Source organism: Vreelandella piezotolerans (genome assembly GCF_012427705.1).
GTDB lineage: Bacteria > Pseudomonadota > Gammaproteobacteria > Pseudomonadales > Halomonadaceae > Vreelandella > Vreelandella piezotolerans.
This window is the reverse complement of sequence record NZ_CP048602.1, coordinates 2684450-2704422: the sequence shown is the minus strand read 5'-3', so window position 1 is coordinate 2704422 and position 19973 is coordinate 2684450. Positions and strand designations below refer to the sequence as shown.

The 19973-nt window shown below is 51.4% G+C and carries 17 protein-coding genes; 12 read left to right on the top strand and 5 right to left on the bottom strand.

The window, feature by feature from the left end; translation table 11 throughout:
* Positions 1–11 precede the first annotated feature (11 nt).
* Together GYM47_RS12395 and GYM47_RS12390 are read left to right on the top strand one after the other, a co-directional pair.
* A complete protein-coding gene (locus tag GYM47_RS12395) occupies positions 12–356 on the top strand; it encodes a zinc ribbon domain-containing protein YjdM (protein WP_153842708.1) in 345 nt (114 codons plus the stop codon).
* A gap of 44 nt (positions 357–400) precedes the next feature.
* Positions 401–1566 (top strand): IS3 family transposase gene (locus GYM47_RS12390; RefSeq protein ID WP_168444466.1). Its coding sequence is split into 2 segments (ribosomal slippage): positions 401–662 and positions 662–1566, totalling 1167 coding nucleotides; the frame shifts between segments, so codons are not numbered across the junction.
* A 76-nt stretch (positions 1567–1642) separates the two neighbouring features.
* Here GYM47_RS12390 and GYM47_RS12385 read toward each other — a convergent pair.
* Entirely contained in the window at positions 1643–2536 is an 894-nt protein-coding gene (locus tag GYM47_RS12385) for a LysR family transcriptional regulator (RefSeq protein ID WP_153843795.1), read from the bottom strand.
* 145 nt (positions 2537–2681) lie between these two features.
* Here GYM47_RS12385 and GYM47_RS12380 point away from each other — a divergent pair, with 145 nt between their 5' ends.
* The 9 genes from GYM47_RS12380 (at position 2682) to GYM47_RS12340 (ending at position 11631) form a co-directional block, all read left to right on the top strand.
* The gene (locus GYM47_RS12380) at positions 2682–3929 is read left to right on the top strand and encodes a YbfB/YjiJ family MFS transporter (protein WP_153843794.1); all 1248 of its coding nucleotides are present in this window, start codon (positions 2682–2684) and stop codon (positions 3927–3929) included.
* Positions 3929–4528 (top strand): glutathione S-transferase N-terminal domain-containing protein, encoded by a 600-nt coding sequence (locus tag GYM47_RS12375; protein ID WP_153843793.1) that lies wholly within the window; start codon positions 3929–3931, stop codon positions 4526–4528. The genes GYM47_RS12380 and GYM47_RS12375 overlap by 1 nt, the downstream gene beginning before the upstream one ends.
* Before the next feature lie 572 nt (positions 4529–5100).
* Positions 5101–5691 (top strand): TIR domain-containing protein, encoded by a 591-nt coding sequence (locus GYM47_RS12370; RefSeq protein ID WP_153843792.1) that lies wholly within the window; start codon positions 5101–5103, stop codon positions 5689–5691.
* 57 nt (positions 5692–5748) lie between these two features.
* A complete protein-coding gene (locus GYM47_RS12365; RefSeq protein ID WP_194928587.1) occupies positions 5749–6237 on the top strand; it encodes a TIR domain-containing protein in 489 nt (162 codons plus the stop codon).
* Positions 6231–6896 carry an Nmad2 family putative nucleotide modification protein gene (locus GYM47_RS12360; RefSeq protein ID WP_153843791.1) on the top strand — a complete coding sequence of 222 codons (666 nt, stop codon included), beginning with the start codon at positions 6231–6233 and terminating at the stop codon, positions 6894–6896. Before GYM47_RS12365 ends, GYM47_RS12360 begins: the two co-directional genes overlap by 7 nt.
* Before the next feature lie 15 nt (positions 6897–6911).
* Positions 6912–8924: a TIR domain-containing protein gene (locus tag GYM47_RS12355; RefSeq protein WP_153843790.1), complete on the top strand. Its 2013-nt coding sequence runs from the start codon at positions 6912–6914 to the stop codon at positions 8922–8924.
* A gap of 34 nt (positions 8925–8958) precedes the next feature.
* Positions 8959–10128: a nucleoside triphosphate pyrophosphohydrolase family protein gene (locus GYM47_RS12350; RefSeq protein WP_196781555.1), complete on the top strand. Its 1170-nt coding sequence runs from the start codon at positions 8959–8961 to the stop codon at positions 10126–10128.
* Positions 10118–10789: a uracil-DNA glycosylase gene (locus GYM47_RS12345; RefSeq protein ID WP_153843789.1), complete on the top strand. Its 672-nt coding sequence runs from the start codon at positions 10118–10120 to the stop codon at positions 10787–10789. The genes GYM47_RS12350 and GYM47_RS12345 overlap by 11 nt, the downstream gene beginning before the upstream one ends.
* Positions 10790–11265: 476 nt before the next feature.
* Complete coding sequence (locus GYM47_RS12340) at positions 11266–11631, top strand: hypothetical protein (protein ID WP_153843788.1); 366 nt, start codon at positions 11266–11268, stop codon at positions 11629–11631.
* Positions 11632–11650: 19 nt separating this feature from the next.
* Here the strand turns inward: GYM47_RS12340 and recD are convergent, their stop codons facing one another.
* The 4 genes from recD to GYM47_RS12320 all read right to left on the bottom strand — a co-directional run bounded on the left by recD (position 11651) and on the right by GYM47_RS12320 (position 18609).
* Positions 11651–13984 (bottom strand): exodeoxyribonuclease V subunit alpha, encoded by a 2334-nt coding sequence (gene recD, locus GYM47_RS12335; protein ID WP_153843787.1) that lies wholly within the window; start codon positions 13982–13984, stop codon positions 11651–11653.
* Entirely contained in the window at positions 13981–17655 is a 3675-nt protein-coding gene (gene recB / locus GYM47_RS12330; RefSeq protein WP_153843786.1) for an exodeoxyribonuclease V subunit beta, read from the bottom strand. Before recB ends, recD begins: the two co-directional genes overlap by 4 nt.
* A 112-nt stretch (positions 17656–17767) precedes the next feature.
* The gene (locus GYM47_RS12325; protein WP_153843785.1) at positions 17768–18304 is read right to left on the bottom strand and encodes a hypothetical protein; all 537 of its coding nucleotides are present in this window, start codon (positions 18302–18304) and stop codon (positions 17768–17770) included.
* Entirely contained in the window at positions 18301–18609 is a 309-nt protein-coding gene (locus GYM47_RS12320; RefSeq protein ID WP_054641497.1) for a nucleotidyltransferase domain-containing protein, read from the bottom strand. Before GYM47_RS12320 ends, GYM47_RS12325 begins: the two co-directional genes overlap by 4 nt.
* A gap of 183 nt (positions 18610–18792) precedes the next feature.
* On the opposite strand from GYM47_RS12320, the gene pncB reads away from it, so the two are divergent.
* Positions 18793–19968: a nicotinate phosphoribosyltransferase gene (gene pncB / locus GYM47_RS12315; protein WP_153843784.1), complete on the top strand. Its 1176-nt coding sequence runs from the start codon at positions 18793–18795 to the stop codon at positions 19966–19968.
* The last annotated feature ends 5 nt before the right edge of the window (positions 19969–19973 follow it).

The window sequence follows — 19973 nt, the reverse complement described above, 5'->3', positions numbered from 1 at the left end:
AGCCACTGCTTATGTCTTGCCCGCCATGCCCCCGCTGCCAGTCGGAATTCGTCTATCAGGACCAGCGCCTGTTCGTCTGCCCCGAATGCGCCCACGAATGGAACCCTGCTGAGACTGAGGCGGAAAACACCGTGACGGTAAAAGATGCCCACGGCACCCTGTTGGCGGAAGGCGACAAGGTAACCATGATCAAAGACCTCAAAGTCAAAGGCAGCTCATTGGTACTCAAGGTAGGCACCAAAGCCGTTATTAAGCGGCTCATGGATAGTAAGGATCATCAACTGGACTGCAAAGTAGACGGCGCAGGCGACATGATGGTGACCGCCCATTTTGTGAAGAATGATCCTGCCCAGTAACAGTGGACACCTCAAAAATGTAATACGCTACGCTGAGGTGAACCATGGCAAGATCGACAACATCAATGAAGAAAAAATCCTATACCCGTTACTCAGATACCTACCGTCAAGAAGCGTTAGCACTCGCTGATCGCATTGGCGTTGCAGCAGCGGCTCGTGAACTGGGAATACACGCGAGTCAGCTCTATCAATGGCGCTCTAAAGCACAGCTGCAGCAAGACACATCTGAACGAGAGCGGTCGTTAGCAGAAGAAAACGCTCGCTTGAAGCGCCAATTAGCCGAAGCAAATGAAGAGCTGGCCATCACAAAAAAAGCCGCGGTGTACTTTGCGAAGAGCCTGAAGTGAAGTACGCCTTTATCCATCGTCATCGTCAGGCTTTCAGCGTTCAACGGATGTGCCATGTTGTTGGGGTCGCTCGAAGCGGCTACTACGCTTGGCGGCAACGCGAGGGTGCATCGTCTCCAAAACGCAGCCAGCAGGCCATTCTCGATCAGCGTGTGGCTGAGGCTTTTCACCAGCGTAAAGGCCGCTCAGGCGCCCCGAGATTAGCTCTAGACCTGCAAGATGATGGCATGCCGATCAACCGTAAGACGGTGGCTGCCAGCTTACAGCGTCAAGGCTTGCGCGCTAAAGCAGCCCGCAAGTTTAAGGCCACCACGAACTCTCGGCATTCGCTGCCAGTGGCGCCGAATCTACTAGAGCAAAACTTCATGGCATCAGCCCCCAATCAAAAGTGGGCAGGTGACATCACCTATTTAGCGACGGGCGAAGGCTGGCTTTACCTAGCCGTGCTCATTGATCTTTACTCTCGGAAAGTGGTCGGTTGGGCAATGAGTGAGCGTATGACAGCCGATCTTGTCTGTGACGCGCTTCAGATGGCGCTATGGAAACGGAAAATGCCCAAAGGCGTGATAGTTCACTCTGACCGAGGTAGTCAGTACTGTTCCACGCTTTACCAATCGCTGCTTACCCGTCATGAGCTTAGGTGCAGCATGAGCGCTAAAGGCAACTGCTATGATAACGCGTGTGCCGAAAGCTTCTTTCACAGTCTCAAGGTGGAAGCGATCCACGGAGAGCCATTTAAAGCGCGGGATACGATGAAGCGCCAGGTGTTTGAATACATCGAACTGGACTACAACAAGCAACGGCGGCACAGTGCTATTGGGATGATTAGCCCAGAGGCATTTGAAGCCCGAATGATCGCTTAAACCAGTGTCCACTGTTGCTGGGTAAGATCAGAAGGCCTAAAAGGCTGTCACAACCCCCGGAATTCTTCCGCCCACCTCACGACGCCGTCAACTGAGGCTCATTCACCACCACCGCGTCACGCAAGGTGTCAGCGAAGCTTGCAAGGGCGGGTGTCCAGGTTTCTGTTTCGGGGGCGACAAAATAGGTATCGATATTGGCGATGGAGGCGGGCAGCTCCAGTGTGTGAATCCCGAACCGGTGCTGGTGAGCGTCAACCGTGCCACGGGGGAGCACCGTGTAACCCATCCCGGCAGCAACGCAGCCAAGCATCGCGTCCAGCGACCCGAACTCAAAGATCCTTCCTGCATTAACACCCTGAGAGGCCAGCAGCAGCTCGATACGCTGGCGGTAGCTGCACCCCTGGCGAAATGCCAGGAAAGCAGACGTCAGCAGCGCTTGTGAAGAGGGCACTTTCGTCATCGGCGTCGAGCCGACTAAGACAAGCTGCTCGCTAAACGCTTTGAGCGAGTGGTAGCGGCCATGCTCGAGCCTCCCGGCCACGAAGACACAGTCCACCTGCCCATTAAGCAACAACTCGACCAACTCAGCCGTGGGGCCGGTCTTGATCTGGATATCAACGTCAGGCTGCGCTGCGTGGTAAGCCGCCAGTATCGGTGGAAGGCGCAACGCCGTCGTGGTCTCCATGGCACCTATGCGCAGCCGCCCACATGCTTTCTCCTGACCTTTAAACAACGACACCGCTTCATCGTGGGCTGTTAGCATGCGCTCAGCGTACTCCACCAGCGCCCACCCGGCACTGGTAGGGCGCACCCGCCCCGCACGGTGAATCAGCTGTACGCCAAGCTCCTCCTCAAGTTTCTTAATGTGGGTGGTCACATTGGATTGCACCGTGTGCAGCCGTTTGGCCGCCGCCCCAAAGCTGCCGGTTTCGGCCACGGCCACCAGTAGTCGCAGCGATTTAAGTTGCACGCGCCATCCCCCAATCAGATTATCTATAAACAAGATAGTAGCGATCAAAACTAATCGTTTCTAGGAATGGATACGCACGCGTAGCCTAAGTGGGTAACCACTTGCTGCTGACCTACTCAGGGTGGCTCCAAAAGGAACTGGCGTGATGAAGCGAACACTCACTACCGATGATCTGCCCGCCCTAATGACAGGCATAATGGCGACCCTAGCGGCGATTGGCATCGCACGCTTCGCCTATACCCAGCTATTGCCTGCGATTATTCAAGAGGGTTGGTTCACCGCGAACCAAGGCGCCTACCTGGGGGCCGCTAATCTGCTGGGGTATTTTATCGGCGCACTCGCCGCCCACTCACTGAGTGAGCGCTTTTCGCCTCGTTTAGTGATGGCCGCAAGCTTCGCGGGTATCGTGCTTAGCTTTGTGCTCTGCGCCGGGGCGGGCGGTTTTCTCTGGTTTTTCTTCTGGCGGCTGGTCTCGGGGGTTGCCGGGGCCATCTTAATGGTCGTTGGCCCCTCGCTGGCGCTAGCAGCCACGCCACCTGAAAGGCGAACGCGTGTCGGTGCCATGGTGTTTACCGGCATTGGCTTTGGGGCACTGCTTTCGGCCTTTATCGTACCGCTACTCCTAGCGTTAAGCCTCTCCGTCACCTGGGGCACGCTTGGGCTGCTGTGTGTTGCCGCTGGCCTTTTGTGCGACTGGGGTGTAGCACACTTGGCCTCACCGATCACTGCTAACCCAAAGGGGAATAGCCCTTCAGGGTATGCGGGGGTAAAGATAATCGTGATGTTGGTGGTGGGCGCTTATGCCCTAGATGCGATTGGCTTTGTGCCCCATACCGTGTTCTGGGTGGACTATCTCGCCAGGGAAAACGCCCTAGGCAATCAAGCGGCTTCACTGCAGTGGGGAATCTTCGGGTTAGGCGCCCTGTGTGGGCCGTTCATGGTAGGCACGCTGGCGCATCGAGTAGGTTGGCAGGGTGGCTTGATGATCGCCTTTGCGGCGAAGGCCGCCGCCGTCTTGCTGCCGGTCTTCTCGCTCGCACTGCTAAGCCAGTCAGTTTCCTCGTTCATGGTGGGAGCGATGATCCCCGGCATTGTCGCCCTTACCTCTGGCCGCCTTGCAGAGCTGGTAGGGCCAACCGCCCACAAGAAGCTCTGGGGGCAAGCCACCGCCGCTTTTGCAGCCGCCCAGGCAGTGGCAGGCTATGCCATGTCGGCGCTTTATGGCAGCTGGGGCAGCTACACACCACTATTTGCCATCAGCGGCCTTATCCTCGTCGCGGGCTTTTTGCTGGTGCTGCTTAGCCGGGGCGTACAGCATCGCCACACGCAACGTTCTGCCCAACAAATCACAAAGCACGCTACCCAGCACTCTACACACCACGGGAGGCAATAATGGAACTCTACCTAAACGCAACCTCGCCCTATGCACGCCTAGTGCGCATCGTATTACTAGAAAAAGGCTTGATGGATGCCGTGACGCTGAAGTGGTGCGACCCCTGGGCAGACGATGCCGAGCTGTTAAAGGCCAACCCCGCCGGGCGCATTCCCGCACTGGTAACGGAGGAGGGCACCACGCTTAGTGAATCCATGCTGATTGCCGTGTACCTGGATAGCGTAAGCCCCAACCCGCCCATGCTGCCAGCAGCCAGTTTGGGGAATGTGCTACACCTAGCGGGGCTGGGCCAAAACCTGATGGACGCCGCGTTCACCACCGTGATTGCCAGAAAGCATTACGGCAACGAGATTGACAATAGCGAGCTGGGCCAGCGGCGCTCGCGAGCCATTCAGCGGCTGTTGAATCAACTGAACAGCGAGCTTGGCGACAAACAGCAGGCCTCTATTAACCTGGGTGAAATCGCTATTGCGGTCGCGCTGGATTATTTGGCATTCAGGCTGCCAGAGGTGAATTGGAAAGAAGAGTATCCGCGGCTTCAGGCATGGCATACTGGTGTGACTGCGCGCGATAGCTTTCAGGAAACTGCATTCGCTTAGCATAACCGCCCAATAAACTCATTGCCTTCATCGCCTCGCTACTGCGAGGCGTTTTCGTGATGCCTTCCTGCAATGCATGATACTCAAAATATTACAGATCCTAGCCGTACTGTTCTGGAGTAGCTTAGGAAGGAGTAGGGCGGTAATGAGGTATGAGCATGACTTAGGCCATAGCCGTAGCCTAAAGTTTAATGAATCAAGCATGGGCTTCAGCGAAATTAGCTGCTAGTCTGAAATAGTTAGGGCAAAAAATCGCCATAACAAACAACTAAAATGGGAATGGCTCTCGTATCGGGCTTCAGTCCCATCGTAAAATCTTGCAAATTATTGACAACGGATGTTACTTAAAAATGCCACTGAAAATCCGCTAGTGCGTCTAAACAAAACGGCATTAATTTTTTATTGGCGCGATATAAGCATATTTTTCATTCATTAAATAGTATATGCATGGAGTGTTTTACTTTAGTGCGTCCACTCTTTTGGTCATATTTCTGCTCGGTTATATGAGAAGAAAATTTTAAAGAAAGTGTATGGTTTTTACGAGAGGTTTTTTTAATTTTTAGGGGGTGGTTATGTTATTCGAAGAAGCAAATGTTAAAAAAAGAGCTCAAGAAGAAAAATCAAAATATTTTTTTAAAAGTGAAAGTGAGATTTTAACGGAATCTCTAGAGTCATTTGATGAAAATAAAAATTATAATATTTTTTTATCTCATAGCCTAAATGATGCTGACATTATTTTAGGTATTAAAGGAATTTTGGAAGATTTGCAATATTCTGTTTATGTGGATTGGATAGAAGACCCCTTTTTAGATCGAGAAAGAGTAAATAGAAATACAGCAGAAGCACTAAAAAACAGAATGAAATCGTGTGATTCTTTATTTTATATTACTACTGAAAATTCTTTCCATTCAAAATGGATGCCTTGGGAGTGTGGTTTTTTTGACGGTTTTAAGGGGAAAGTTGCTATAACTCCTGTTGTAAAAAAATCGTATGATAATGATTTTAAAGGACAAGAATATCTTGGGCTATATCCGTATAGTGTTAAACAAAAAAGCAAATCAGGGCGAGATGTTTTATTTATATTTAAAAATAATTCAACTTATGCAACATATGACCATTGGGTTTCAAGTAAAAATGAACATATAGAATGGAAAGATATGTAAAGTGTAAGTTATAACTTTTTAAGATTAATATGAGCATTCGGTTAGAAGGGGGCTGGCGTGACTAAAAAAATTAAGAATGTATTTGTGAGCCACCATCACAAAGATGATTCAAGCGTCGATGGTTTAACTAAAATGCTATCTGGAAAAGAATATAAAATAAGGAATAGCTCAATTCGTGTAAAACCAGAAAATCAAGAGCGTATTGATAAAGATAAGATTAGTAATAGAACAATTGAAAGACTTTTGAGAATGAAGATGCGGTGGGCGAGCCAAGTTATAGTCATTATTGGCAAAGAAACACATCAAAGAAAATGGGTAAACTGGGAAGTACAAGCAGCACATAAGCTCGGTAAACCTATAATTGGAGTTTATGAGAGTGGCTTGAAAAATAAAGTCGAGCTACCTGAGAACCTTAAGAAATATGCAACCTCAATCGTAGGCTGGAGATCAGCTACAGTGATAAGTGCTCTTGAGGGTGAAAGTCAATTTCAGAACCCAGATGGTACACCATCTCCTAAAACTGATGGACGGCACATAGTATGTTAATAGAACCAAATTCCCGTCTGTTTACATATGTCATAGCAAGAGACTTTGGTTTTGCACCTAACCCTTTCCATGGTATATGTACACTTGCCACATGTAAGCCAGGCATCAGGAGGTCAGCATGTGTTGGCGATTGGATTTTAGGAGTGGCTGGCAAAAGGCTAGGCTCTGTTCACAAAAAATGTATTCTTCTGATGAAGGTTACTGAAAAAATTAGTTTTCAGGAGTACTGGGAAGATGAACGTTTTTTATTAAAAAAGCCTTGTCGCAATGGCAGTAATGTAATGATGCTTGGTGATAATATTTACCATCAAGATATTGAAGGTAAGTGGGTTCAAGAAGACTCCCATCATAGTAATCCAGATGGGAGTCTCAATATAGAGAATTTAGAAAGAGATACGGGTACTTCTGATAAGGTTTTAATTTCAAATTTTTTTTTCTATTTTGGTTCACAAGCCATACCAGTAAACTTGGCTTCTATCAATTATAAATCTGGAGTTGGTTTTAAAAAGACAGAAATTTCACAATCCAATGAAGGAAGAAAGTTGATAGAGAGAGTCTATGAGCATTATTTTAATGATTTGAATAGTGTGGTATCAGATCCTTGTCAGTTTATTGATTCCCAAAAAAGGGTTAATCAGAAATTGGGTAAAATATACTAATTGGAAGGTAGGTAAATGAAAGAATCGTATATGTCACCTTTGGCTGTAAGTTTTGTTTGGAATCTTTCAGATCAAGAATATGTATTGCCGATAATAGAAGTTCTTAGAGTTAGTTTGGCACGTGACAAAAATAGACCCTTTTCCCGTGGCTTAAACATTCCTTTATTTTTTTTTAATTCATCAAGCCCTGTGATTCCACCTAAGAATAAACCAAAAAAATTAGCTTTAAAGAACATTATTTTTGTTTTTACAAGTGTAAATACATTGGGTAATGAAAAATGGAAAAAGTATATTGAATCAATTCCAGCAGGTGATTCTTTTCATATTATTCCTGTGGCTGTAGACAGAAATGGGTTAGCTCATAATGGCGCGCTATTTGGTCTAAACTGTATTCGTATGTATGAATGGGCTCAAGTTGATATAGGCCTTTATGCTACGGTTTTTTTATCTCACGAAATTTATCGTTTTGGGCTGTGTACGCTTAACCCAAATAAGGAGGGTAAAAGTTCATCTATCTCTATATTTTTAAGTCATGCAAAAGCTGGCGATACAGGACGTATTTATTCTGAGAGAATCAAACAGTTTATCGATAATACAAATATGAATAGATTTTTCGATGCTAATGAAATATCTCCTGGCTATGGATTTGATAATGAGATTATTGAACATATAAAAAAGTCAACATTAGTTGCGCTCGAAAGTGATGCTTATTCTTCTAGGTACTGGTGTCAACGTGAGATATTGTTGGCTAAAGAGTATAATCGCCCAGTGATAGTAGTCAACTGCCTTGAGGATTATGAAGACCGTATTTTTCCAGCAGCATCAAATGTACCATGTGTTCATTTAGCATCTTCTGGTGACATTACCGATAAAGATATTTTAAGAATACTTGCTGCTACTATCATAGAGGCAATTCGTTTTGAATATTCGATGAAATGCCTAGAATCTTATAAACGTGCAAGATGGATTAACAGTGACTGTGCTCTAGTGGCAAGACCGCCAGAAATTAGGCAGGTCATAAAATTAAAAAAAGAAAATAAGAAGATGATTTGTTATCCTGAGCCTCCTATTTATTCTGAAGAAGCTGATTGGCATGAGTTTATAGGGATAGAAGCATTTACTCCTCTTTGGAATAAGGAAGATCAAAATTGTTTTTATCAAAAAAGAGTTGGTCTATCAATTTCAGATTTTACTACATCTTATTCTTCTAGTGAAAACATTCATCAAGATTGTTTAGTAAATCTCTCGCAAGACATTGCAAGGCACTTATTAGCTCGATCGGCGATTCTTATTTATGGTGGGGATTTGAGGCCGGGTGGGTTTACAGAGTTTATATTAGATGAGGCTCGGATATTAAATGAGAGACTTACAGAACCCTCTATTCATGTAGAAAACCACTTGGCTTGGCCTTTGTATATTTCTAATACAGAAGTTGTGGCTTGGAGAGCAAGATATAATGATGTAATGAGTACTAAAGAGCATCCAATACCTAGTGATTTGGCCGGAGAGGTAAGCGAGAATACTTTTCTACCTCCAGATACGCCTCAGAATCTATACATATGGTCTAGGTGTCTAACTGAGATGCGAAGGTCTTCTATTCTTAATTCCACTGCAAGGATCTGTGCTGGTGGTAGAGTTTCTGGCTATAAAGGCAAGATGCCGGGAGTGTTAGAAGAAATAATCATTGCTTTAGAAGAAAACAAACCCATTTTTTTATTGGGTGCATTCGGTGGAATTGTTAAGGATGTTTGTAAAGCTATTATTGATAAAAAAACCCCCGATTCATTAACCTTAAAATGGCAGGTTGCTCATAACGCAGGTTATGATGAATTACAAAAAATAGCCAGCGAACAAGGTTTTGATGCCAAATATTATGAAATTTTAAAAGTTTTACAGAATACGCAATTATCTAGTTTGGCATCATTGTGTGGGTTGGATGAAAATGAATACAAGAAGTTGATGACCTCTCCTTTTATAGATGAGTGCGTACATATAGTATTAAAAGGCTTGAAAAATATAAAAAACTAATTGTATATGATTAAGTCAAAGGAGATATTGTTTTATGGAAAGGTTAAGCCCAAAAGATTTTGAAATCATGAGCGGTTCTATTCCTCTGTGCGAATATGAGCGTTTAATAAAAGAAACCGACCGGTTTGAAGAAGATGTTATAACGCCGATCCTTCTAGGACTTTATGGTGAAGTTGGTAGCATTATGTCAGCGTCAAAGAAATACCATAGAGAAAAGCAGGCTTACATTGGTTATAAAGAGGCTGTTGAAGAAGAGTTCGGTGATGCGCTATGGTATTTTACAGCCTTATGTCGTCGTGTGTCTTTAAATATATCAGAGGTATTTGACGAAGCAACTATTAGAAGTTTAAGTAAATTAATATCGGCAAATGATCAAGAGCATGCACCCATTTCTCAACTTATATTTGCTGAGAATGCAGAGAGTCTCGATGCCTCTTTGTTGGAACTAGGATACATTGCTGCGCAGCTTTTAAAAGTCGATGTGAATTCGGATGATGGAAGAAAGACATTAGTTGCATTTGCACGTGTCTATGTTCAAGCGTTACAGACAACAAAGCTTTCATTTGCAAAGGTTATAAAAGGAAACGTCAAAAAAACATTCGGCAGATTTTCAAAACCAGTAATAGAAAACTTACCAGATTTTGATGTGTTTTTTCCAGAAGAAGAACAGCTTCCTCGATATTTTGAAATTTATATTTCTGAGCGAAAAAGCGGACAATCATATATGAGGTGGAATGGTGTTTTTATTGGTTCCCCTTTAACTGATAATATTAAAAACCCAGACGGATATAGATTTCACGATGTGTTTCATTTTGCTTATGCTGCAATTTTACACTGGTCTCCAACATTCAGGGCATTAATAAAACATAAGCGGAAAAGTGATCCTTTCTACGACGAAGCTCAAGATAGTGGGAGAGCAATCGTTGTAGAGGAGGGGCTGACTGCGTGGATTTATTCTTATTCTAAAGGTCTTAATTATTTTGATGGTCATGATGGAGTATCTTTTGACGTCTTAAAAACAATTCAGAAATTTATTCAAGGTTATGAGGTGGAAGAATGCCCTCTTAAATTATGGGAAGATGCTATTCTTCAGGGATATTCAGTCTTTAGGAAGGTCAAAGATAATAATGGTGGAATTGTTATCGGCGATAGAGAAAAAAGAACATTAAAGTATAGAGCTATTGGAGAAGAGAATGAGGGCTGATAAATTCATTCAGAAAATAAGTGATTTTCATTTTGAAAATGTTTTTAATCCTTATTCTGATCGTTGTGAAGTTTATGATTATGCTGATGCGCCTAAGAAGCGCCGTGTTCTATTGAAAAAAATGCTTTGCGCAGCAAGTGAAGTTGAAATTGATTCGATATGGATAGGTCGGGATTTGGGATATCGTGGGGGACGACGTACAGGATTAGCCTTAACTGATGATATTCATTTGATACATCATGCTAATCGCTGGGGTATTGCATGTGAAAAAATCAATAAAGGCAATGCTGTTCCAGAGAGAACAGCGGCTGTAATTTGGAGTGCACTGGCCCATATTTCAGCGCCAGTTTTTTTATGGAACGTTTTCCCGTTTCACCCATTTGAGTCTGGTAAGCCTTTTAGTAACAGACCTCATAATGCTGCAGAAAGGAAAGTGGGCGAGGAATTGCTTGATGATCTAATTGGAATTTTAAAACCTAAAAGACTTATTGCTATTGGTAATGATGCTGAGAAAACTGCTCGCCGATATAGCGATAAGTGTGAATACGTAAAAGTAAGGCATCCAAGCTATGGTGGTCAGAATGTTTTTCTTGAACAGATTGAATTGCTTTATAAAATAAAAGAACGCTCTTTGACATACAATCTTTTTGAAGAAACTTAATCTAACCCGTTGGTTGATGATTGATTTTTTTTAAATAAATATAATATGTTTGTATCTGGGTGTTCGAGATTGTAAATGTTTGTTTTATTTTTTCAATATTTAATATTTATTAATATGCACTGTGTTAGTGTAATTTTTTAAGGTTATAAGTAATAGTAGAACATAGTTAAACCATCGATATCTTCTCTTCAGCTGTTTTCTTTGTTAGAAAAGTTGCCCTATCCCACTAACCCTCATAACCTCCCTCATCACCGCATTCTTCAAAATCTCGTATTTGGTTTCGATCAGCATGAGCCATTCGCGGGCGCGGGTGATGTCGACCAGGTCGCGTGTGATAATCGGTCTGGACGTTTATGGTAGATGGGGAATGATCCCTAAAAAAATCGATGGTTTATTTAATTTTAATATTTTTGTTGTATAATTTTATTTATATTGATTTTAGTTTTAAAGAACAGTATTTTTTATGAGGTGGTTTTATGCAATATGAAATAATTGAAAGTAAGAAAATGAAAATTGATTACTTGAAGTTTGTGGTAAAATTTTTAATGCTTACAGTAGGTGGGATGCTAACTATTTCAAGTGTTTATTTTGAAAATTCAGAGCATGATTTTTTCTTATGGTTAGCTGTTTTTTTAAGTGTTCTAGCCGCAGCGGTAGCAATGACTATAGCTGAAGGCATAATTCTTAAAATGACTCCTCAGCCTAGTTGGTCTTTGCTAGCAAAGATTGTAAGAAAAATCCCAAATGGTACAAATGCAGAGTATATTCGCTCTACTCTATCAGGTGTTTTGATAGCTTGTTCTTGGATTTCTTTCTTTATTTTTGTCTTGCTTTCTAGGTAGTGTTTTTATTAAGCGGTATTTACCTCTTCACTCCACTAACTCTCATAACCTCTCGAGTCACCGCCTCATTCAACACCCCGCGTTTGGCTTCCACCACCGTGAGCCATTCGCGGGCGCGGGTGATGCCGGTGTAGACCAGCTCGCGGGTCAGAATGGGGTTGAGCGTGGGGGACAGCAGTAGCGCGGTGTGCAAGAACTCCGAGCCTTGGGATTTGTGCACCGTCATCGCAAACACGGTTTCTACCGCGTGCAGGCGTGAAGGCAGCACCCAGCGGATGGGTTTGTCGGTGTCGCTAGTGGGAAAGGCCACTCTCAATAGCGTTTGCTGCGGATGGCGCGGGTCGGGCACGGCCAGGGTGATGCCGATATCGCCGTTCATCAGTTTCAGGCCGTAGTCGTTTTGGGTCACCAGCACGGGGCGGCCTTCATACCAGCCTTTCTCTAGCGTGTAGTCACTGCCGAACAGCAGCTTTTCGCGGCGCAATGTGCTGGCGATGCGTTGGTTTAACCCTTCAACCCCCCAGGGGCCTTTGCGCAGCGCGCACAGCAGTTGGAAGTGGCTATAGGCGCTGAGCACCTCGCTGGCCCAGGTGTTATAGGCGGCTTGGTTCTCCTCGAACGACTCCCCCCGTGGGCGCTGGGCTTGCAGCACGTTGAGGTAGTGGCAGTAGCCGGTGGGCGGGGCGATAGGCTGGCCTTCGTGGTCGGTGCGGCCGTCACCGTTGCCCGCAAAGCCGCTGGGGCTACCGTGAATTACCAGCTTATCCAGCGCGGCGTCGTCACTCATCACCAAATGGTGAATATCTGGGTAGCCGTGGCGCAGCACGGCCGTTACCGCCTGCTGTTTTTCCCGATCACTTTGCGCATGGCCAGGCTGGTTAATGGCTTTCGCTAACTGGCCGATGCCGCTGTGTTCATTGAAGCGGTGGCTAACCCGCAGCATGGTAATGGCTTGGTCGAGCGGTTGGCCTGCAGGGTCGATGAACTCGGCTGGCAGCGGCTGGCCGGTGGCTTGGGCCAGCCAGTCGGCGGTGGCGGGGGTGTAGTGTGAGGCTTCCGCGCGGCGGCATAGGTCGCCGAGTACCGAGCCTGCCTCTACCGAGGCGAGCTGGTCTTTATCCCCCAGCAGAATGCACTGGGCGTGGGCGGGCAGGGCGCTGAGGGTCGCGGCCATCATTTCGATATCCACCATCGAGGCTTCGTCGATCACCAGCACATCCAGCGCCAGCGGGTTGGCGGCGCTGTGGCGGAAGTGGCGGGTATCGGGGCGTGCGCCGAGCAGGCGGTGGAGGGTGGTAACTTCCGTGGGAATCGCGATCTCGCTGGCTGTTGCCGCAGGTGAGTGTTCACTGAGTAGCGTTGCCAATTCAGCGAGCGGTAACGCATTCACCTGCCCAGCAATAGATTCGTTCAAGCGGGCGGCGGCTTTGCCGGTGGGGGCGGCTAGGCGAATGCGCAACGGCTGGCTGGGGTGCTGGGCCAGTTGCAGGGTTTGCAGCAGGGCGAGCAGGCGTACCACGGTGGTGGTTTTGCCGGTGCCGGGGCCGCCGGTAATGATGCCGAAGCGGCTGCGGGCAGCCAGGGCGCAGGCGGTTTTTTGCCAGTCTAGGCCGTTGCTTTGTTTGAACAGTATGTTCAGGGCTTGGGGGAGTAACCCAGGGTGACTGGCGTCACCCGTCGCCCAATGAATTGGCCTCCCACCTTTGCTTTCTGAGCCTGTGCTTGCTGTGTGGCTAGTGGTTGGCTCGGTTGTCAGATGATTTGGCCTCCCACTTTGGCCTTCTGTGCCCGTGCTTTCTGAGCCGGTGCTGGTGGCTTCCAGGCGTGCGGCGATGTGTTGGTGCAGGCTTTGTTCGTACTGCCAGTAGCGGCGCAGGTAGAGCCGCGTGCTGGGGGTGCCGCTGACTGAGTGAGTGGTCACTACAACCAGCGGTGTGTTGCCGGGGCCTTCGCTGGTGAGCAGCGGGTGGTGCAGGGCGGCTTGCCATTCGCTGAGCGTGAGCGTGGCCAGCACGTCGCTGGGCAGCGGCGGCGGGTCGGTGAGGTCGTCCCCTTCGGGCGGTAGCGAAAGGGCGAAATCCGGCGCGTTGAGCGTGGCGTTAATATCCAGGCATACATGGCCGCGGCCTAGCTGGTGGCTGGCCAGCGCTGCCGCCAGTAGCAGCAGCGTGGGGGCGTCCGGGGCTTCACTGGCTAAAAAGCGCACCAGGGCGCGGTCTAAATCCCGCAGCCAGCCTCGCGCTACCCAGCGTTCGCACAGGGCCAGCAGTTCCGGGGTGCTGCCGAGTGCCGGGTGGGCGCTGGCGGCATCGCCGAACATATCGAAGGTGTGAGTATCGTGCTGGCGGCTCATGCCGTGGCCTCCTGCTGGGTGGCGTGTGGCTCGCCTGCAAACAGGCTATCCAGGGCGTCGATGAGTTCAACCGGGGCGGGTTCGCCCACCACGCCGCGCACAGGGCTGCGGCTGCCGCGTAGAAATACCGTCATCGAACCGCCCAAGTGCTGGTGCGGGTCGTAATCTGGCAGGCGCGCTTTTAACAGCCGGTGCATGGCGAGCAGGTAGAGTGCGGCCTGCAGGTCGTAGCGTTTGGCGAGCAGCGCGTGGCGCAGGGCCTCGGGTTCGTAGGCGCTGTCGTTGGGGCCCAGGTAGTTCGATTTCCAGTCCAGCACGTAGAAGCGCCCCTGATGCTCGAAGGCCAGGTCGATGAAGCCTTTCAGCATGCCGTTGAGGGTGTCGGCATCCAGCGCGGGGCGTTCGATGCCTGGCAGTAAGTGCTTGCTCACCAGCGCGTCGATGGCTTGGGTGTTCACCCGCTTGGCGGCAAACCAGAACTCTAGCTCTACCTGGTAGCTTTCCAGCTCATTCAGCGCCACGCTTTGCGGGGAGGGCGCGGCCAGCGGTAGCGGCGTGGTGAGCAGGGCGCTTAGCCAGCCCGCCAGCGGCTCTTGCCATGCTTGCCAGCCGCGTAGCTGCACCCGCCGCCACAGCATGTCGTTGAGCGCGTCTCTATCATTTGCGGCAGCATCGAAACCTTGCTTGCCTGCCCACTCCAGCAGCCCGTGCAGGAAGGTGCCGGGGCCGGGGCCACGGGGGAATTTGTGCAGGTGATACGCTTCTGGTTGGGAAAGATCCCGAGGTTCATCCAGTACTTCGAAGGCGGTGGCTTCCTGGGCGGTAGTGGGCTCCAGCGGTGGCAGCACCGGGGCGGTGAGCGTGCCGGAAAGCCGCAGCGCGGAGTAGCTGGCAATCCACCAGTGCTCTTTGGCCGGGCGCGTGGGCGTGCGGGCATGGCCCAGGGCGCCGCTTTCCGCCACGGGCGTCACGCGATCAGCGGTGGGCTCGGGCGGCGTGCCGAGGTGAATATCGCTGCCTTCCACCAGAGCACCGAGCGCTTTGGGGAGCGCATCGGGGGTAAGGGCGCTGCCACCGGTCAACAGATAGCCCAGCGCGCTGTTTTCCAGGCCTTTTAGCGGGGCCAGCCCCAGCCAGGTGGCGTGGCGGGCGCGGGTGAGCGCCACGTAGAGTTTGCGCAGGTCTTCCCCCAGCCGTTCGCGGTCGGCGGTGGCGAGTATCGTGTCATCGGCGTCCAGGCTGAGCTGCAGGTTGCCCTCGCTGTCGTGCCAGCGCAGCGGTACGTCTTCGGCTTTCACCGGCCGGTGGTTGGCGATGAAGGGCAGGAACACCAGCGGGTACTCCAGCCCTTTGGATTTGTGGATGGTGACCACCTTGACCAGATCCGCGTCGCTCTCCAGGCGCAGCTTGTGGCTGTCGCCGTGGCTTTCCGGGTCGGCAATGGCATCAAACAGAAAGCGAATCAGCGCGTGTTCGCCGTCCAGCTCGGCGCTGGCCTGTTGCAGCAGTTCGCCCAGGTGCAGCAGGTCGGTGAGCAAGCGCTCACCTTCCTCGAACTCTGCCAGCAGCCGGGCGGGAATCTCGAAATCCACCATGATGCGGCGCACCAGCGGCAGCACGCCCTGGCGCTGCCACAGGCGGTGGTAGTGGCTGAACTGCTCGACCCGCGCCTCCCAGGCCAGCTCGTTTTGCTGCAGGTGGTCCAGCTCGGCAAGGCTGAGCCCCAGCACTGGGGTGGCCAGCGCGGCGCGCAGGTGCGCTTCGGCCTGGCGGGAGCTGGCCAGCGGCTCGGCGCAGGCGCGCAGCCAGCGCTCTACCTGGGCGGCCATGGGCGAGCTGAACACCTTGTCGTGGTCCGACAGGTACACGCTCTTCACCCCTCGGCTGGCCAGCGCCTGACGAATGGCGCGGGCTTCCTGCAGGCCGTTCACCAGCACTGCCATATCGGAAGGTTTGAGCGGGGTGAGTGCGTCGTCGGTTTGAAAGCCACTCTTGCCGTGTTGGCCTGCGTTGAGCAGTTCCGCCATATACGAGGCGCAGCGTTCGGCCATTTCGGTCTGGTAGGCGGTTTTGGAGAGCGGCTCGTCGGCGGCGAGCGGCCAGAGCGTCATGGCGGGCAGCGGTTGGCCTTGGTGAACGAGCTGCTCACTGCGGCCTTTGGCATCTACCGGCAGAAACGGCAGCGGGTTGTTGCCGCCTTCTTCGCGGAACAGGAACGCCCCGGCCGGGTGTTCATCGGCGTAGCGGAAGCAGTGGTTCACCGCCTCGACCATGGCGCGGCTGGAACGGAAGTTGGTGCCCAGCGTCACGTGGCGGCCTGCGGTGTCTTCGCGGGCTTTGAGGTAGGTGAAGATATCCGCGCCGCGAAAGGCGTAGATGGCCTGTTTGGGGTCGCCGATCAGCAGCATGGCGGCGTCTCGGCGGGGCTTGGCGACCTCATACACCGCGTTGAAGATGCGGTACTGGACGGGGTCGGTGTCTTGGAACTCGTCGATCAGCGCCACGGGGAACTGGCGCAGTATCTGCGCGGCTAGGGCCTCTTTATTGGGGCCTTGCAGGGCGCGGTCCAAGTGGGTGAGCAGGTCGTTGGGGCCCATTTCGGCGCGGCGCTCTTGCTCCCGCTCCAGGCGCACTTTGCACCACTGCACGGCGTGAATCAGCAGGTCGTTACGCGGCTCGGGCAGGGCGTTAAGCGCGGTGGGCAGCTCGGCCAGCGCTTCCCAGGCGGCGGGGCAAGGGGGCGCGCCCTCTTTCCATATCTCGGCCATGCCGTCTGGGGTAAGGCGTTTCCAGGCGGCATCGGTGAGTGCGGGGCGGGTGGCGTCGCTGTCACACCACTCCCGCAGCGCGCCTAGCCAGTTGGCGCGGCTTTTGGCGTTGAAGCTTTGGCCTTTGAAGGCTTTGCGTTTGGCGGCGTCTTCCAGTGCGGGTACTAGTTCATCCAGCCACGCAGGCCAGGGGGCTTTTAGCTCGGTTAGGCGTGCGCTGCGCTCGGCCTGGGCGGCGCTTAGGGTTTGCTCGGGCGCGGGGCGTGGGTTGCCTAGGGCTTCGCTTTCGGTCAGTAGTTTGCGCACCTGCCCGTGGAGCTGGTCCGGCGACTTCCAGTAGCCGGTAATGCTGCCCAGCGCTTCGGCGTCCAGCGGGTAGTAGAAGGTGCGCCAGTAGTCGCGCACCACTTCTTGCTCCAGCTCTTGCTGGTCGTTTTCCAAATTGAGCGAGAACAGGCTGCCGCTATCGAAGGCGTGCTCGCGCAGCATGCGGTAGCACCAGCTATGAATAGTGGAAACGGCGGCTTCGTCCATCCACTCGGCGGCCAGCTCCAGGCGGCGGGCGCAGGCGGGCCACGTGGCCTCGGGGTATTGGCTGCGCAGTGCTAGAAGCAGTGAGTCTTCACCCTGATGCCGAAACACCGCCGCCGCTTCCACCAGCCGGTGGCGGATACGTTCGCGTAATTCTTGCGTGGCGGCGTTGGTGAACGTGACCACCAAAATTTCCGGCGGGGTGAGTGGGCGTATGAAGGCGGTGTCGTCGTCACTGTGCTGCCCGCCCAGCACCAGGCGCACGTAGAGCAGCGCGATGGTGAAGGTTTTCCCCGTGCCCGCGCTGGCTTCGATCAAACGGCTGCCGTGAAGCGGCAGCGTCAGCGGGTTCAGCGGGGCGGGCTGGCTCATTCTCATTCTCCGAACATCACGGCAGGCGAAAAGCAAAGCGCCTTGGGTGGCTGACCCAAGGCACCGGCACTATATCGCGTTGCCAAGAGCTGGGCAAAAGAGCAAAGCAGCGTTAGAGACGGGGTTGAAAGACGGTGTCGAATTCGTCAGAGAAGTCTTGGGTGGCAGGAAAAATGCCCAATTGTTCAGCACTCCATGTCACTAGTCTTTTTGAGGTCACAAGGAGAACGTCGGCAAGTTCGTTCAGCAAGTTAAAGTGCTCTGCTATTTGTGCATAGTGCGTCGAGTAATCATGAGCGGCAATATTGCGAATAGCGCGGCAGCGCTGCCAGTCACTGGTAGCGTCCACGACGCCCTGCTTTTCGAACAGCGAAAGGACTTTGAGAAAACTGTCAGTAGACTCACCTGCCAACAGGGCGCTGTGCCGCATAGCAGAAGCAATAGAGTCCTGTAGCTTGGCAAACCGCTCATTGATAGCGGCCAGTGTTTCAAAAAGGTCGACATCTTTTTTATGGTCGGCTAACCAATCACCGTCCAAAGGCCATGTGACTTTTTTGCGTGATTGATGAAGAAACCAAGCGCAGCGCTGAATGGCTTCAAGCAGTTGCGCCAGATAGCGCTGCTGTTCGCTAAGTACATCCTGGCTCATGCGGCTACCTCAAGCGTCATTGGCCGTGACTGGGCGAGTGCAATGGCTTGAAACGGAGTAGGTTCAGCTGTTGTTACGTAGGTCACGATATCAAGCGGTAGCTGGAGGCGTTGTTCTAGCGCCATCTTGAACTCAGCACAGGCGAGTAGCGGGATGGCGTTGGGGGATATAAGCAGCAGATCGACATCGCCGCCGCGCTTACTATCATCTAGCCGCGAGCCGAAAACATGCACTGCCACCGAAGGCCCTACAAACTCACGGACGCCTGACAGAATAAGCTCGCGCTGTGATTGCGAAAGACGCATGGAGTCCGCTCCTAGTGATAAACCGGTGTTTAAATGGTAGCACTCTACTCACGATAGCAGATAGCCGTTCGCCCACCTGCTAGCCACAGTAAACAGGGGTTAGGCTGTGAGGTATCGTCGCCAACTGGTAATCTAATGGGCTAGCCGCTCTTGGCGATCTGTTGATGCTGGTGAAGGGATCTCATGCTGACCTCGCTTCTGGATAACGATTTTTACAAGATCACGATGCAGAATGCCGTGATCAAACGCTTCCCCTATGCCCATGCCCGCTACGCGTTCATCAATCGCGGTGAGCATGCGTTTCCCGAGGGCTTTGGTGAGGCGCTGCGCGGTGAAGTGGTTCGCATGGCGACGCTGCGCTTGTCGGATGAAGAGAAGCGCTACCTGCAAACCACCTGCCCCTATTTGGATCCCACCTATCTCGATTTTCTCGCGGGCTTTCGTTATGACCCCAGTGAGGTCACGATCGAGCAGCAGGGCAGCGAGCTGTCGGTGGTGATCGAAGGCCCGTGGTACCGCACCATCTTATGGGAAGTGCCGCTGATGGCGGTGATTAGCGAGCTTTGGTACCAACTGCGTGGCGTGGCGGTGACCAAAGAGGATGAAGCGCTCATCGAGCAGCGCACCCGCGAGAAGATCGAGCTGTATCGCCAGCACGGGCTGAAGATTGCCGAGTTCGGCACTCGGCGGCGCTTCTCGTTTGCGGTACACGACCGGGTCGTGCAGGCGCTGCGCTATTACGGCGGTGAGGCGTTTAGTGGCACCAGCAATGTACTGCTCGCGATGCGCCATGGGGTAAAACCCATCGGCACCCACGCTCACGAGTGGTTCATGTTCCACGGCGCTCGTTTTGGTTTCAAAATGGCCAATAGCTTGGCGCTGGAGCACTGGGTGGATGTCTACCGGGGCGATTTGGGCATCGCGCTGACCGATACCTTTACCACTCGTGCTTTTTTCGAGAGCTTCGATAAGAAGTTCGCCAAGCTGTTCGACGGCGTTCGCCACGATAGCGGCGACCCCATCGAGTTCGCCGATGCCACCATGGCCCACTATCAGCGCTTGGGCATCAACCCATTGAGCAAAACCATCATCTTCTCCGATGCCCTGACGCCTGAAAAAGTGGAGCGCATTCGTTCGTTCTGCCAGGGGCGAATTGGCATGGCGTTTGGTATTGGCACCAACTTCACCAACGATATTGGCGTGGCGCCCATGAACATGGTGATCAAGATGGTCGAGGCCCGCCCCGAAGGGCAGGGCTGGCTGCCGGTGGTGAAGCTCTCCGATGTGCCTACCAAGCACACCGGCGACCCGGAGATGATTGCGTTGGCGAAGAAAGTCCTCAGCATGGGCCGTTCCTAGCCGTG

What these genes read in the sequence shown, in the direction of transcription:
- GYM47_RS12395 (WP_153842708.1), top strand. Translation starts at nt 12, where the DNA reads ATGTCTTGCCCGCCATGCCCCCGCTGCCAGTCGGAATTCGTCTATCAG.
- GYM47_RS12380 (WP_153843794.1), top strand. Translation starts at nt 2,682, where the DNA reads ATGAAGCGAACACTCACTACCGATGATCTGCCCGCCCTAATGACAGGC.
- GYM47_RS12375 (WP_153843793.1), top strand. Translation starts at nt 3,929, where the DNA reads ATGGAACTCTACCTAAACGCAACCTCGCCCTATGCACGCCTAGTGCGC.
- GYM47_RS12370 (WP_153843792.1), top strand. Translation starts at nt 5,101, where the DNA reads ATGTTATTCGAAGAAGCAAATGTTAAAAAAAGAGCTCAAGAAGAAAAA.
- GYM47_RS12360 (WP_153843791.1), top strand. Translation starts at nt 6,231, where the DNA reads ATGTTAATAGAACCAAATTCCCGTCTGTTTACATATGTCATAGCAAGA.
- GYM47_RS12355 (WP_153843790.1), top strand. Translation starts at nt 6,912, where the DNA reads ATGAAAGAATCGTATATGTCACCTTTGGCTGTAAGTTTTGTTTGGAAT.
- GYM47_RS12350 (WP_196781555.1), top strand. Translation starts at nt 8,959, where the DNA reads ATGGAAAGGTTAAGCCCAAAAGATTTTGAAATCATGAGCGGTTCTATT.
- GYM47_RS12345 (WP_153843789.1), top strand. Translation starts at nt 10,118, where the DNA reads ATGAGGGCTGATAAATTCATTCAGAAAATAAGTGATTTTCATTTTGAA.
- GYM47_RS12340 (WP_153843788.1), top strand. Translation starts at nt 11,266, where the DNA reads ATGCAATATGAAATAATTGAAAGTAAGAAAATGAAAATTGATTACTTG.
- recD (WP_153843787.1), bottom strand. Translation starts at nt 13,984, where the DNA reads ATGAGCCGCCAGCACGATACTCACACCTTCGATATGTTCGGCGATGCC.
- recB (WP_153843786.1), bottom strand. Translation starts at nt 17,655, where the DNA reads ATGAGCCAGCCCGCCCCGCTGAACCCGCTGACGCTGCCGCTTCACGGC.
- GYM47_RS12325 (WP_153843785.1), bottom strand. Translation starts at nt 18,304, where the DNA reads ATGAGCCAGGATGTACTTAGCGAACAGCAGCGCTATCTGGCGCAACTG.
- GYM47_RS12320 (WP_054641497.1), bottom strand. Translation starts at nt 18,609, where the DNA reads ATGCGTCTTTCGCAATCACAGCGCGAGCTTATTCTGTCAGGCGTCCGT.
- pncB (WP_153843784.1), top strand. Translation starts at nt 18,793, where the DNA reads ATGCTGACCTCGCTTCTGGATAACGATTTTTACAAGATCACGATGCAG.